General features: G+C 67.9%; 12 protein-coding genes. 3 read left to right on the forward strand and 9 right to left on the reverse strand.

What is annotated here, in order from left to right:
- The first annotated feature begins 36 nt into the window (after nt 1-36).
- The gene (locus tag HV783_RS01565; RefSeq protein ID WP_116793613.1) at nt 37-2,415 is read left to right on the forward strand and encodes a DNA translocase FtsK; all 2,379 of its coding nucleotides are present in this window, start codon (nt 37-39) and stop codon (nt 2,413-2,415) included.
- Nucleotides 2,415-3,050 (forward strand): outer membrane lipoprotein chaperone LolA, encoded by a 636-nt coding sequence (gene lolA, locus HV783_RS01570; RefSeq protein WP_116793614.1) that lies wholly within the window; start codon nt 2,415-2,417, stop codon nt 3,048-3,050. The genes HV783_RS01565 and lolA overlap by 1 nt, the downstream gene beginning before the upstream one ends.
- A 540-nt stretch (nt 3,051-3,590) precedes the next feature.
- Here the strand turns inward: lolA and HV783_RS01575 are convergent.
- The 9 genes from HV783_RS01575 to HV783_RS01615 form a co-directional block, all read right to left on the reverse strand.
- Nucleotides 3,591-4,007: a RidA family protein gene (locus HV783_RS01575; RefSeq protein ID WP_051429010.1), complete on the reverse strand. Its 417-nt coding sequence runs from the start codon at nt 4,005-4,007 to the stop codon at nt 3,591-3,593.
- 1 nt (nt 4,008) lies between these two features.
- Nucleotides 4,009-5,490, reverse strand: a complete 1,482-nt coding sequence (locus tag HV783_RS01580) for an N-acyl-D-amino-acid deacylase family protein (RefSeq protein ID WP_175188584.1) — start codon at nt 5,488-5,490, stop codon at nt 4,009-4,011.
- Between the two features lie 14 nt (nt 5,491-5,504).
- A complete protein-coding gene (locus HV783_RS01585; RefSeq protein WP_049071791.1) occupies nt 5,505-6,377 on the reverse strand; it encodes a MurR/RpiR family transcriptional regulator in 873 nt (290 codons plus the stop codon).
- A 31-nt stretch (nt 6,378-6,408) separates the two neighbouring features.
- Complete coding sequence (locus tag HV783_RS01590; RefSeq protein WP_054501710.1) at nt 6,409-7,410, reverse strand: ABC transporter ATP-binding protein; 1,002 nt, start codon at nt 7,408-7,410, stop codon at nt 6,409-6,411.
- Entirely contained in the window at nt 7,407-8,414 is a 1,008-nt protein-coding gene (locus HV783_RS01595) for an ABC transporter ATP-binding protein (protein WP_054501709.1), read from the reverse strand. Before HV783_RS01595 ends, HV783_RS01590 begins: the two co-directional genes overlap by 4 nt.
- Before the next feature lie 2 nt (nt 8,415-8,416).
- Nucleotides 8,417-9,286: an ABC transporter permease gene (locus HV783_RS01600; RefSeq protein WP_175142102.1), complete on the reverse strand. Its 870-nt coding sequence runs from the start codon at nt 9,284-9,286 to the stop codon at nt 8,417-8,419.
- Between the two features lie 120 nt (nt 9,287-9,406).
- Entirely contained in the window at nt 9,407-10,348 is a 942-nt protein-coding gene (locus HV783_RS01605) for an ABC transporter permease (protein ID WP_054501707.1), read from the reverse strand.
- A gap of 85 nt (nt 10,349-10,433) precedes the next feature.
- Nucleotides 10,434-11,993, reverse strand: a complete 1,560-nt coding sequence (locus HV783_RS01610; RefSeq protein ID WP_049071798.1) for an ABC transporter substrate-binding protein — start codon at nt 11,991-11,993, stop codon at nt 10,434-10,436.
- Between the two features lie 149 nt (nt 11,994-12,142).
- Complete coding sequence (locus HV783_RS01615) at nt 12,143-13,411, reverse strand: amino acid deaminase (protein ID WP_175188585.1); 1,269 nt, start codon at nt 13,409-13,411, stop codon at nt 12,143-12,145.
- Nucleotides 13,412-13,641: 230 nt separating this feature from the next.
- Between HV783_RS01615 and HV783_RS01620 the strand changes: the two genes are divergently transcribed.
- A complete protein-coding gene (locus HV783_RS01620) occupies nt 13,642-14,433 on the forward strand; it encodes a deaminated glutathione amidase (RefSeq protein ID WP_081273456.1) in 792 nt (263 codons plus the stop codon).
- Nucleotides 14,434-14,526 lie beyond the last annotated feature (93 nt).

Here is a 14,526-nt window from a genome sequence, read left to right on the forward strand (position 1 = left end):
GTATCTTTAGGTTAACGCCCAATTATAATGAGCCGCATGCCGCGTATCTCGACTGCTTCTCCGCGCGCTTCGCGCAACACCCGCAACGGGCCCTCGCCACTGCAGACGCGTATCTCCGCGTTGCTGCGCGAAGCCCGCTGGATCCTCTTCGCCGCCCTGGCGGCCTGGCTCACCCTGGTGCTGGCCACCTGGAGCGCCGCCGACCCGGGCTGGTCGCACTCCGTCCCCGCCGGCGTCATCCACAACAAGGGCGGGACGCTGGGCGCCTACCTGGCGGACATCCTGCTGTACCTGTTCGGTTTCTCCGCCTGGTGGTGGGTGATCCTGCTGCTGCACCGCGTGCGGGCGGGTTACCGCCGCCTGGCCAGCCATCTTCGTGTTACCAATGGTAAGCAGCCTGAGGTGTTACCCCGGGTCCACTGGGAAGAGGGCATCGGTTTCTTCCTGCTGCTGGTCGGCTCGCTGGGCATGGAGGCCCTGCGCCTGGCCAGCCGCGGCACGCATCTGCCGGGCGCCTCGGAAAGCGCCAGCGGCGCCGGCGGCGTCATCGGCCACACCCTGGCCGACCTGATGGGCCGCAGCATCGGCTTTACCGGCAGCACCCTGGCCTTTTTGGTGATGCTGGCGATCGGCCTGAGCCTGTTTTTCTCGTTCTCGTGGCTGACCGTGGCCGAGCGCGTCGGCACCTGGATCGAAGGCCTGGTGCGTCGGGTGCGCAATTCCTACGCCGCGCGCGAAGACCGCAAGGTCGGCGAGGTGGCCAAGGCCGTGCGCACCGAGCAGGTGGTGGCCAAGCAGGAAAAGCTGGTGCACGAACAACCGGTGCGCATCGAGCCGGCGATCACCGTGGTGCCCAAGTCCGAGCGCGTCGAAAAGGAAAAGCAGCAGTCGCTGTTCTTCGCGCCGCCGCCGGGCGGCGAGGGCGACCTGCCGGCCATCAGCCTGCTGGATCCGCCGCTGGCCAACCAGGAAACCGTGTCGGCCGAGACCATCGAGTTCACTTCGCGCCTGATCGAAAAGAAACTGGCCGACTTCGGCGTGTCCGTCACCGTGGTGGCGGCGCAGGCTGGTCCGGTCATCACGCGTTACGAAATCGAGCCGGCCACCGGCGTCAAGGGCAGCCAGATCGTCAACCTGGCCAAGGACCTGGCGCGCGCGCTCAGCCTGGTCAGCATCCGGGTGGTGGAGACCATTCCGGGCAAGAACCTGATGGGCCTGGAACTGCCCAACCCGCGCCGCCAGGTGGTCAAGCTGTCCGAGATCCTGGGCTCGCAGACCTACCACGCCAGCCATTCGGTGGTGACCATGGCGCTGGGCAAGGACATCGCCGGCAATCCGGTGGTGGCCGACCTGGCCAAGATGCCGCACCTGCTGGTGGCGGGCACCACCGGGTCGGGCAAGTCGGTCGGGATCAACGCCATGATCCTGTCGCTGCTGTACAAGGCCGACGCCTCGCACACCCGCCTGATCCTGATCGATCCGAAGATGCTCGAAATGAGCGTCTACGAAGGCATTCCGCACCTGCTGGCGCCGGTGGTCACGGACATGCGCCATGCCGCCAACGCGCTGAACTGGTGCGTCGGCGAAATGGAGAAGCGCTACCGCCTGATGAGCAAGATGGGCGTGCGCAACCTGGCCGGCTACAACACCAAGATCCGCGACGCCATCAAGCGCGAGGAGCCGATCCCGAATCCGTTCTCGCTGACGCCCGACCAGCCCGAGCCGCTGTCGCCGCTGCCCACCATCGTGGTGGTCATCGACGAGCTGGCCGACCTGATGATGGTGGTGGGCAAGAAGATCGAAGAACTCATCGCCCGCCTGGCGCAGAAGGCGCGCGCGGCCGGCATCCACCTGATCCTGGCGACGCAGCGTCCCAGCGTGGATGTCATCACCGGGCTGATCAAGGCCAACATTCCGACCCGCATCGCGTTCCAGGTGTCGTCCAAGATCGACTCGCGCACCATTCTCGACCAGATGGGCGCGGAGACCCTGCTGGGCCAGGGCGACATGCTCTACATGCCGCCGGGCACCGGTCTGCCGGTGCGTGTGCACGGCGCCTTCGTCAGCGACGATGAAGTGCACCGCGTGGTCGAAAGCCTGAAGGCGCAGGGCGAGCCGAATTATGTCGAGGGCCTGCTGGAAGGCGGGCTGGACGGTGACGGCGGCGAAGGCGCCAGCAGCGTCACCGGCATCGGCGGCGACGCCGAGTCGGACCCGATGTACGACCAGGCCTGCGAGGTGGTGCTCAAGCATCGCCGCGCCTCGATCTCGCTGGTGCAGCGCCATCTGCGCATTGGTTACAACCGTGCGGCGCGGTTACTGGAACAGATGGAGCAATCGGGTATCGTGTCGGCGATGCAGTCCAATGGCAACCGGGAGATCCTGGTGCCCGCCGCCGCTCGAGAGGAAGCATGATGAAGACGTTTCGTGGCCTGGCCGCCGGCCTGGCCTTCTGCCTGGTCCCGGCGTTGACGCCGGCCGCGGCGATGGCCGCCAGCGCGCAGGAACAGTTGCGCGCGTTCGTGGGGTCGGTGACGGCGGCGACGGGCGCGTTTTCCCAATACACCGTCAATACGCAGGGGCGCACGCAGCCGGCGCAGACGGGCGTGTTCTCGTTCCAGCGGCCGGGCAAGTTCAAGTGGTCGGTGCAGAAGCCCTATGAACAGTTGGTGATTTCCGACGGCAAGCAGGTGTTCCAGTTCGATCCGGACCTGGCGCAGGTGACCGAGCGCAAGGTGGATGCGGCCATCGGGACGTCGCCGGCGGCGATCCTGTTCGGGTCGGGGTCGCTTGAGCAATCGTTCGATGTGTCGGCGCTGCCGTCCAAGGATGGCATCGATTGGCTGCGGGCGAAGCCGCGCACGGCGGATGCGGGGTTTTCGCGCGTCGATATCGGGATGAAGGACAATCTGCCGGTGCGGGTTGAGCTGCTGGATTCGTTCGGGCAGACGACACGGGTGGATCTTTCCGGGATCGTTCCTAATCCCAAGCTTGGGGAGGGGGAGTTTCGGTTTGTGGCGCCTAAGGGTGTGGATGTCGTCAAGATGTAGGGAGTCCTGCGGCGTCTGTGCTGACTTGCCTTTGAGTTCTTGAGTATTTCTTTCTTGGTTGGTGCAGTGGTTGCTTCGTAGGCCGCCCGTCACGGGGCGCGCAGGCGGTGAGCGCGCCAACGATTGCGGTCCGGAGCGTTCGCTCCGGACTTCCCCTTCCTCATCTTCGTCCAGGCCTTCGGCCTTCGCTTCAGATTCCGTCGGGCGCATCGACGGCGCGCTCACCGCCTGCGCGCCCCGCGCCGGGCTACGGTTTCGAGATGCGTGGCGCTGTTAGACCTAGGGGGCATGCGAGAGGCTTGCGTCGCCCGCCGGAGTCGGCCGCGCGGGCGGCCGATTCCGGCATACGTGATGTCTTGCGGCGGGGTGTTGGTCGCTGCGCGCTTGCGGTGAGTGGGGGGATGGATGGACCGCTGCGCTGCTAGTGGTCGAAGAGGAGCTGTGCACCATCCGGCGGCGTGGTTGCCGCACACCATCCAGTTATTGGCAGGCGCGGGCAACCGAAAACACTACCGCTCACGCCTTGAGCGTCGCGTCAGGTCACGGGCGCTTATACGCAACACAATCAATTTCCACCTTTGCATCCACCATCAGCGGCGACTGCACGCAGGCGCGGGCGGGGGGATTGTCGCCGAAGTATTCCTTGAAGACCTTGTTGAACGAGGGGAAGTCGCGGGCGTCGTCGAGCCAGACGCCGCAGCGCACGACGTGTTCGGGGCCGTAGCCGGCTTCCTTGAGGATGGCGAGGACCTGCTGGATGGCCTTGTGGGATTGGGCGACGGTGCCGCCTTCGATGACTTCGCCGTTTTCCATCGGGACCTGGCCCGAGACGTAGAGCCAGCCGTCGGCGGCGACGGCACGCGCGAAAGGCATGTGGGAGCCGCCTTGGCCGGTGCCGCCGGCGACGCCGTAGCGGGTGATGCCGTTGTTGTCGGGGGTGGGGGTGGTGCTGCTCATGTCAGGGCTCCTGGAGGGCGGGGGTGGAGGCGGCGAAGCTGGCGCGCAGGTCGCCGTTGCGGGGCAGCCAGCGGCCGGCGCGGTCGCCGGTGGGTTGGCCATGGCGGTAGGACAGGACGCCGTTGACCCAGACGGCCTCGATGCCGGCGGCGGTCTGGACGGGGGCGGCGAAGGTGGCGCGGTCGATGACGGTGGCGGGGTCGAACAGCACCAGGTCGGCGTGGAAGCCTTCGCGCACCAGGCCGCGTTCGGCCAGGCCGAAGCGGGCGGCGGACAAGCCGGTCATCTTGTGAACGGCTTCGGGCAGCGGGAACAGGCCGACGTCGCGGCTGTAGTGGCCGAGCACGCGCGGGAAGGCGCCCCACAGGCGCGGGTGCGGCATGGGGTCGTTGGGCAGGCCGTCGGAGCCGACCATGGTGAGCCGGTTCGACAGCACGCGGCGCACGTCGTCCTCGTGCATGTTGTGGTAGACGGCGCCGGCCGGTTGCAGGCGTTTCGCCGCTTCCAGCAGCGTCACGTTCCAGTCGGCGGCGATGGCGGACAGTTTGCGGCGGGCCTGTTCGGGGTGCGGCACCGACCAGGTGATGTCGATGTCGAATTCGTCGGTGACCTGCTTGAGGTCGAGCGTCGACGAGCTGGCCGAGTAGGGATAGCAGTCGCAGCCCACGTGCTGCATGCGGCCGGCGTTCTCCAGCTTGAACAGCACTTCCTTGGTGCGGCCCCAGTTGCCGGCGCCCGCGCATTTCAGGTGCGACACCACCACCGGCACGCGGGCGTGCAGGGCGATGTCGAAGGCTTCCTGCATGGCTTCCAGGATGGCGGCGAATTCCGAGCGCAGGTGGGTGGTGTAGAGCGCGCCGAATTCGTCCAGGACCTCTGCCAGCAGCTTGACCTCGGCGGTGTCGGCCTCGATCGCCGAGCCGTAGGCCAGGCCGGTGCTCAGGCCGATGGCGCCGTGCGCCAGGGCTTCGCGCAACTGGTCGCGCATGGCCATCACCTCGTCGCGCGTGGCGCTGCGGTCGAGACGGTCCATGTGGTTGTTGCGCAGGGCCGTGTGGCCGACCAGCGCGGCGACGTTCACGGCGGGCTGCGCGGCCTCGATGGCGCGGGTGTAGTCGGCGAAGGTCGGGTAGGCGAAGTCGTCGCGCTGGCCCAGCAGGTTCATCGGGTCGGGCGGCTCGCCACGCAGCGAGACCGGCGAGGCGCTGATGCCGCAGTTGCCCACCACCACCGTGGTCACGCCCTGGGACAGCTTGGGCAGCATGCCGGGCGTGCGGATGGCGTTGGTGTCGTCGTGGGTGTGGACGTCGATGAAGCCGGGCGCGAGCGCCAGGCCGGCGCCGTTGATGATCTGCGCCGCCGGCCGGCCGGACAGGTCGCCGATGGCCGCGATGCGGCCGCCGGCCAGCGCCACGTCGGCGGTGTATTCGGCGCCGCCCGAGCCGTCGAGCACGCGGACGTTGCCGATGAGGGTGTCGTACATCTTGGTTTCCAAATTCAATCGCCCAGCGGCAGCCGGTTGGGGCCGCCGCGATGTTCGTCCAGCGCCAGCTTGATGCGGCGCAGGCGTTCGCGGTTTTCTTCCTGGTTCAGCATGGCCAGCTCGGTCGACAGCAGGTCGATCGCCAGCATCATGGCGTAGCGCGAGGCCGAGGGCTTGTAGATGAAGTCGGTTTCGTCGGTGCGGATCGGCAGCACCACGTCGGCCAGCTTGGCCAGTTCCGAGGTGGCGTCGGTGACGGCGACGATGCGGGCGCGGTACTGCTTGACGATGCGCGCCGCGCCGACGATTTCGGGCGTCAGGCCGGAGGCCGACAGGATCACCACGGCGTCGCGCTCGTCGAGCGTGGCGGCCACCATGCGCAGCAGCACGGCGTCGCTGTACACCGCGATCGGGTAGCCCAGTCGCACCAGGCGCGACTGCACTTCCTGCGCCAGCACGGCCGAGGCGCCGCCCATGCCGAACACGTAGACCATGCGGGCGCCGTCGACGATGGCGGCGGCGGCCTCGAACAGCGGCTCGGTGAAGGTCGGCAGGTGGGCGCGCAGGGTGCTTTCGATGTCAGCATAGATCCGCGCGTAGAACGTGCTTTCCTCGGCCGGCGTGCTCTGGTCCAGGAAGCGGCTGCCCACGGTGCTGGCCTGCGCCAGCTTCATCTTCAGGTCGCGGGTGTCGTCGCAGCCCACGGTGCGGGCGAAGCGCGAGATGGTGGCGATGCTGACGCCGGCCTTGGCCGCCAGTTGGTCCACGGTGGCGCTGGCGCTCCAGATGATGTTGTCCAGGATGGCGTCGGCGACCTTGCGCTCGGTCACGCTCAGGTCGTCCCGGCGGCTGCGGATCTGGAAGACGATGTCGCGGATGATGTTCATGTGGTGTTCCTGGGTCGGGGTGGGCGAGGCGCTACGCGGCCAGTTCGGCGTCGCCGAGGCGCGAACAGGCCGCGAAGTGGCCCGGTCCGACGTTGACGTCGCGCGCCTCAGTCGTGGCGCAGGCATCGATGGCGTGCGGGCAGCGGGTGCGGAAGACGCAACCCGACGGCGGGTTGACCGGGCTGGGAATGTCGCCCTTGAGCAGGATACGCGAACGCGGCGCGCGCGGATCCGGCACCGGCGCCGCCGACAGCAGCGCGCGGGTATAGGGATGGCGCGGCCGCGCGTAGACCTCGCTGGTCGGGCCGCGTTCCATGACGCGGCCCAGGTACATCACCACCACCTCGTCGCACAGGTAGTCGACCACGGCCAGGTCGTGCGCCACGAACAGCATGGTCAGCCCCAGGTCGCGCTGCAGGTCCTGCAGCAGGTTCAGCACCTGCGCCTGCACCGACACGTCCAGCGCCGACACCGGTTCGTCGGCCACGATGAAATCGGGCTCCACCGCCAGGGCGCGGGCGATGCCGATGCGCTGGCGCTGGCCGCCGGAGAACTCGTGCGGATAACGGCGGCTGTGGTCGGCGTTCAGGCCGACGCGTTCGAGCAGTTCGCCGATGCGGGCCGCGCGGCGGTGCTGCGCCAACTTATGGGTGTCGAGCGCTTCGCCCAGGATCTCGGCCACCGTCATGCGCGGGTTGAGGCTGGCGTAGGGGTCCTGGAACACGATCTGCATGCGGCGGCGCCACGGCAGCATCTCTTTCTCGGACAGCCTGGTGATGTCCTGGCCGTCGAACAGCAGGCGGCCCGCGGTGGGCGCGAACAGGCGCAGCAGGGCGCGGCCGGTGGTGGTCTTGCCGGAACCGGACTCGCCCACCAGGCCGACGATGGTGTTGCGCGGCACGTCGAAGCTGACGCCGTCCACCGCCCGCACCACCGGCGCGTTGCGCGCTTGCGAGGTGGGGAAGTGGACCTTCAGGTCCTCGATGCGCACCAGCGGTTCGGCGGCGCGCGCGGGTTGGGGGCTTGCGGTCATAGCGGGGTCACCTTGATGCAGCGGGCGCGGTGCTGGTCCTGCACCGCCACCAGTTCGGGCACGTCGCGACGGCAGTTGTCGTCGGCCAGCGCGCAGCGCGGCGCGAAGGTGCAGCCGGCCGGCAGCGACAGCACGCTCGGCACGTTGCCCGGGATGGCGCGCAGGCGCTCGCCCGAGGCCAGCAGCGCGGCGGTCGGCAGACAGGACAGCAGGCCTCGCGTGTACGGATGGGTGGGCTTTTCGAACAGGTCGTAGACGCCGGCGTCCTCGACCACGCGGCCGGCGTACATCACCGCCACGCGATGCGCGATCTCGGCCACCACGCCCAGGTTGTGGGTGATGAACAGGATGCTCATGTTCATCTCGGCCTGCAGTCGGCGCAGCAGGTCCAGGATCTGGGCCTGCACCGTCACGTCCAGCGCGGTGGTGGGTTCGTCGGCGATCAGCACCGCCGGGTTGCAGGCCAGCGCCAGGGCGATCATGACGCGTTGGCGCATGCCGCCGGACATCTGGTGCGGATACTCGTTGACGCGCCGGTCGGCCGCCGGGATCTCGACGCGGTCGAGCATGTCGCGGGCGCGCTTCATGGCGGCCGCTCGCGATCCGCCTTCGTGCTGCAGCACGGCTTCGGCGATCTGGTCGCCCACCGTGTACAGCGGGTTCAGGCTGGTCATCGGCTCCTGGAAGATCATGGCGATCTCGGCGCCGCGGATGCGGCGCAGCGTGGCCGGCGAGGCGTGGGCCAGGTCGTGTTCCTGGCCGCGGCGGTCGCGAAAGCGGATCTTGCCCGCCTCGATGCGGCCGGCCGGCTTGGGCAGCAGGCCCATGATGGACAGGCTGGTGACGGATTTGCCGGAGCCGGATTCGCCGACGATGGCCAGCGTTTCGCCGCGGGCCAGGTCGAAGGTGACCCCGTCCACCGATTTGGCGACGCCGTCGCGGCTGTGGAACCAGGTCTTCAGGCCTTCCACCGACAGCACGATGTCTCGGGTGCTTGCGGTCATGATTACAGCTCCTTGCGCAGGCGCGGATCGAGCACGTCGCGCAGGCCGTCGCCGACCAGTTGCAGCGACAGCACCGACAGGACGATGGCGATGCCGGGGAAGATCATGATCCAGTCGGCCGAGCCCATGTACTGCTGGCCGGCGTTGATCATGGTGCCCCAGGTGGGGATGTCGGGCGAGACGCCCACGCCCAGGAACGACAGGCCGGCTTCGGCCAGGATCGCGTAGGCGAAGATGAAGGTGCCTTGCACCAGAATGGGCGACAGCAGGTTGCGCAGCACGTGCACGGTGACGATGCGCCAGGTCGACACGCCCAGCGCGCGGGCGGCCTCGACGAACGGCAGCTCGCGGATCACCAGCGTCGAGGCGCGCACGATGCGGGCCAGGCGCGGCGTGTAGACGATGCCCAGCGCGATCACCACGTTCACCAGCGACGGTCCCAGCGCGGCCACCAGCGAGATCGCCAGCAGGATGTCGGGAAACGCCATCATGGCGTCGATCAGGCGCGACACGAACTTGTCGGCCGAGCGGAAGAAGCCGGCGATCAGGCCCAGCGCGATGCCCAGCACGCTGGACAGGATCACCACCGAGAAGCCCACCATCAGCGACAGCCGGCCGCCGTAGATGACGCGGCTGAACACGTCGCGGCCAAAGTCGTCGGTGCCGAACCAGTGCGCGGCGCCGGGCGCCTTGAGGCGGTTCATGATGGACAGCTTGAACGGGTCATAGGGGCTGACCCACGGCGCCAGCAGTGCCGCGGCCACCAGCACGATCAGCACGATCAGGCTGATCAGCACGGTCTTGCGAGCCACCAGCAGGCGCAGCACCTGCCAGCGGTCCGCGCCGGCGTTAACGGTAGTTGGACTAGTCATTTCGGTCGTTTCGTTCGCAACACTTCCAAGCGGGGCCACCGCGGAGCCGGCTTTGCCGGGCCGCCCATGGCGCTCCTGTGAGGGGGGGACGCCGAAGGCGGGTCGTGGGTGGGTTCATCATCAATAACGGACGCGCGGATCGACCAGCAGGTACAGCAGATCGATGAACAGGTTGATGAGCACGTAGATGGCCGCGATGATCAGCAGCGCGCCCTGGATGACGGGGTAGTCGCGGCGTAGCACGGCCGACACCACCAGGCTGCCCACGCCGGGCAGGCCGAACACGGTCTCGGTGACGACGGCGCCGCTGATCAGCAGAGCGGTGGTCAGGCCCAGCACCGTCAGGATCGGGATCAACGCATTGCGCACGGCGTGCTTGAGGATCACGCGGCTTTCCGGCAGGCCCTTGGCGCGGGCGGTGCGCACGTAGTCGTCGCGCAGCACGTCCAGCATGCTGGCGCGGATGAAGCGGGTGATCAGCGCCGAGTTCACCAGCCCCAGCACCACCGCCGGCAGCACCAGGTGCGACAGCCGCGTCGCGAACGAGGCGTCCGGGCCGCCGTAACCCGACACTGGCAGCCAGCCCAGCTTGACCGAGAACACCTGCATCAGCAGCAGCCCGAGCCAGAAGCTCGGCACGCTGGAGGTGAACATCGAGAACGACAGCACCGACTGGTCCAGCGTGGTGCCGCGCTTGACCGCCGACAGGATGCCGACCGGCAATGCGATCAGCGTGGCGATGCACAGCGACATCAGCGTCAGCAGCAGGGTCGGTTCGGCGCGGTCGGCCAAGGCCGCCAGCACCGGCTTGTTCATGAAGATGGATTGGCCCAGGTCGCCCTGGACCAGCTTGCCCAGCCACGACACGTACTGCACCGCCAGCGGCTGGTCGAGCCCCAACTGGTGCTCCAGCGCGGCGATGTCGGCCTGGCTGGCCTGGGGGCCGAGCATCACGGCGGCCGGGTTGCCGGGCGTGACGCGGATGATGACGAACACGATGGTCGCGACGATGAACATCACGGCCACCAGCCCGACCAGCCGGTTCAAGAGATAACGCAACACAGTGGCATCCTAAGGATCGGTGCGCCGATGCCGGCGCTGTGGTTCAGGCGGGGCGGGCCCTGAGCGGACCGCCCCGCGGCCTGGCTTACTTCTGCGCTTTCCAGGCGTTCCAGAAGAACGGCCACGGCGCCGGCTTGACGCCTTGCAGCGACGGCGAACGGGCCGCCTGCGCATTGAAGTCGCCGACCTTCACGAACGGCACTTCGTCATACACGGCCTGCTGCACGTCGGCCCAGCGCTTGACGCGTTCTTCCTGGGTGCGGGCCTGGTTGAAGGCATCCATCACCTGCGCGCGGCGCGGCGTGTCCCACCAGCCCGGCGCGTCCTTGGACGGGAAGTCGATCAACGCGGGTTCGGGCAGGAACACGCTGTGGGTGATGAAGATGTCCCACACGGCCGGGTCCTGGCGGCGCTGCGTCAGCGTGGCCCAGTCGACCACCTGCATGTCGACGGTGAAGCCGGCGGCCTTGAGGTATTCCGCGGCCACCAGCGCCATCTTGTAGTGGAACTCGTACTGCTGGCTGGTCAGGATGCGGATCTTTTTGTCGGCCACGTTGGCGCTGTCCAGCAGCTTCTTGGCCGCGGCGGCGTCGCCCTTGTTGTAGACCTTGCCGCCCAGCGACGTGGCCCACGGGTAGCCTTCCGGATACAGGTCGCCGTTGAGCTTGTAGAAGTCCTTGTTGCCGAACGCGGCGAACAGCATGTCCTCTTCGTTAAGCGCCAGTTGCACCGCCTGGCGCACCGCCAGGTTGGACATGATGCCCTGCTTGGTGTTGAGCACCAGGCGCGGCCAGCCGAAGGGCTTGAGCATGATCGGGTCGGAGCGGCCGCCCTTGAGCTTGTCCAGCGCTTCCACCGGCAGCGAGTCGACGTAGTCGAACTGGCCCGCGGCGGCGGCTTCGGACCGGGTGTTGGCGTTGGCGACCGGCACGAAGCGGATCTCGTCCAGGTATTGCTTGCGGGCGCCGCCGTAGCCGTCGGGCTCGCCTTCGCGCTGCTTGTAGCCCTCGAAGCGGGTCAGTTGGATGTACTGGTCCGGCACGCGCGCCTTGAGCTGGTAGGGGCCGGTGCCGACGATCTCGGTCAGCACCGGGGCGATCTTGCCCTTGGGCATGATCACGGCGGCGGCGTTGTTCATGGCCAGCAGCGCGGTCAAGGGGGCGTAGGGCTGCTTGAGCGTGATGCGGATGGTGTTGGCGTCGGGCGCCTCGATGTTGGCGATGACCTTGGCGGCCATCTTGCCGCGCGTGGCGGTCTCGGTCCAGCGCTTGAGCGAGGCCAGCACGTCCGACGAATCCATCTTGGAGCCGTCATGGAAGGTGATGCCCTGGCGCAGCGCGATGGTGTAGACCAGGCCGTCCGGCGTCACCTCGGGCATCTTGTCGGCCAGCAGCGGCGTCAGGTTCCACTTGGCGTCGAAGGTGTACAGCGTTTCGAAGAAGTGCTGCGTCAGGATGCCGACCAGGTCGGCGGTGCTGCTCATCGGGTCGAGCGTGGGCGGCTCGCCGATGGTGGCGACGGAAATCGTGCCTCCCTTGACCGGCGTGGCACAGAGGGCGGGGGACGACAATGCGGTCAAGCCAATTGCGCCGGCCACGAGCAGGCTTTTCAGCCCACCGCCTTGCCGGGAGGTGCGGAAGTTCATGATTCTCTCTCCAGAGGGTCAAAAACAGGTTGTCGCGTGATTCAGTGAAAGGCCGGTAAGGCGCCGGATGCCCGAGTTCGTTCTTGCCCCCCGGGCGCGGGGCTTGTCGGTAGCGCAACGGAGCGCGCGGCCGCGCCGCGCGCAAGGGCTCAGAAAAAGGTGTCCGCGACGTCGATGACGCGGTACTGCTCGTTCACCAGCAGGACCTGGCGCCACTTGTCGAACGTCAGGCAGGGATGGGAGATGTCGAAGGCGATCATGTCGCCAACCTGGATGTCGTCGTTCTCGCCGATCTGCATGAACGCGTGCTGGTCCATCATGGCGGTGAGCTTCCATTGGGACGGCGCGGCGCCAGGCGCACTTTGCCCGGGACGGAAATGCAGCGACGGCGTCGGCAGGCCGGCATCGAAGGCGGCGTCGCGCTTGCCCATGGCCATGATGGCGCGGCCGGGTTCGGGCAGCGACTGTACGTAGGCCCAGACCTGCAGCGCGGGTTGCAGGCCCGGCTCCATCTTGTGGGCTACCGGGTTGTGGGCATTGATGCGCTCGGCGGCCGAACGGTAGACGCCGACGTCGTGCGACAGGTAGCAGCCGGGGCGCAGCACGACTTCCAGCGGCGCGCCGATATCCAGTTGCGAGAATTCCTCGGCCACCACGTCGAACCAGGCCGAGCCGGCGCCGGAGATCAGGGCGGGGCCGTTCTTGCGCAGGCGGCCGGCGGTCGCCAGGCCGCGCAGCGCGTCGGTGGCGCGGCGCAGGAAGGCGCGGATCGCGGTTTCCTCCTGCAGCACGCCTTCGTAGACTTCGATGCCGGCCAGCGCCAGCCCGGGCCAGCGGCCGATTTCCTCGACCACGGACTGCAATTGCGCGTCATCGCGCACGCCGGTGCGCCCGCCCTTCGGGCCCAGTTCGATCAGGACCGGCAGCACCAGGCCCTGCTCGCCGAAATAGCGGCCCAACTGGGCGGCGTTGGCGGCCGAGTCGACGATGCAGAAATAGGTGAACGCCGGATCGCGCAGCAGCTTGGCGATCAAGGCCATGTTGGCGCGGCCCACCAACTGGTTGGCCATCAGCACCCGGCGGATGCCGTGGTTATAGGCGGCCGCCACCTGCGGCGCGGTCGCCAGGGTGATGCCCCAGGCGCCGTTGTCGATCTGGCGCTGGAACAGCGCGGGGCTCATGGTGGTCTTGCCGTGCGGCGCCAATTTGACGCGGTAGGCTTCCATGAAGCGCTGCATCCATTGCAGGTTGTGCCGCACCCGGGCCTCGTACAACACCGCAACCGGCAGGCTGACGTCCTCGGCCAGCAGGTTCCAGTTCAGCGCCGCCACGCCGGCGTTGGTACAGGCGGCGGGAAACGCGCCCAGGCCCTTGCCATTGACGTCCAGGGGAGCTGCGGTGGTGGAGGAATGAGGCATGGCGCGATTCTTCTATGGAAAATATTTACGGTAAATCCGTTTTTTTCAATTATCCTGAAAGAAATTTACAAACGGCAGTTGGGAGTTACCCGTAGTTGGCGACCGCCATGGCAGACGCCGGCAGGCGCCGGCCAGGCGAACCGACAGGCGGCTGCACTCTCGCGGCCATTGGCGCGACAATAGGAAATCCGCGGCGATGCCTGTTTGCCGCCCCCCAACAAGGAAGATTCATGCTGAAAGTCGCTTTGGGCCAGTTCGCCGTCAGCCGCGTCTGGGAAGAAAACGCCCAGGTGTGCGTCGATCTCATGGCGCGCGCCCGGGATGGCGGGGCCGGCCTGCTGGTGCTTCCCGAGGGCATCCTGGCGCGTGACATCACCGATCCGCAGATCGTGCTGAAGGCCGCCCAGCCGCTGGATGGCCCCTTCATGACGCGGCTGCTCGAGGCCAGCCGCGGCTCCTCGCTGGCCACCATGATGTGCGTGCACGTCCCGACCGGCGACGGCCGGGTCTGGAACACGCTGGTCACGCTGCAGGACGGCCGCATCGTGTCGCAGTATCGCAAGCTGCACCTGTACGACGCCTTCACCATGAAGGAATCGACCAACGTCACGCCCGGCAACGACATTCCGCCGCTGCTGGAGATCGGTGGGCTGAAGGTCGGCCTCATGACCTGCTACGACGTGCGCTTCCCGGAACTGGCCCGGCGCCTGGCGCTTGACGGCGCCGACCTGCTGGCGCTGCCGGCGGCCTGGGTGCGCGGCCCGTTGAAGGAAAAGCACTGGGAAGTGCTGGTGACGGCGCGCGCGCTGGAAAATACCTGCTACGTCGCCGCCACCGGCGAGTGCGGCGAACGCAATATCGGCTGCAGCATGGTGGTGGATCCGCTGGGCGTGGTCACCGCCCAGGCCGGCGAGGCCCCGGCGCTGGTGTTCGCCGACATCGATCCCGAGCGCCTGGCGCACGCCCGCAAGGTGCTGCCGGTGCTGGCCAACCGCCGCTTCGGGACCCCGGAACTGGCCTGAAGCGACGGTTTCTCGCGGGGCTGCCGGGTGGGCCGCCGCACGCGGGTTCCCGGCCGGGCCGCCCGGGGCGCGGGGCGGCCGGACATGTTGTAA

This window comes from Achromobacter dolens, assembly GCF_902859745.1.
Lineage (GTDB): Bacteria > Pseudomonadota > Gammaproteobacteria > Burkholderiales > Burkholderiaceae_B > Achromobacter > Achromobacter dolens.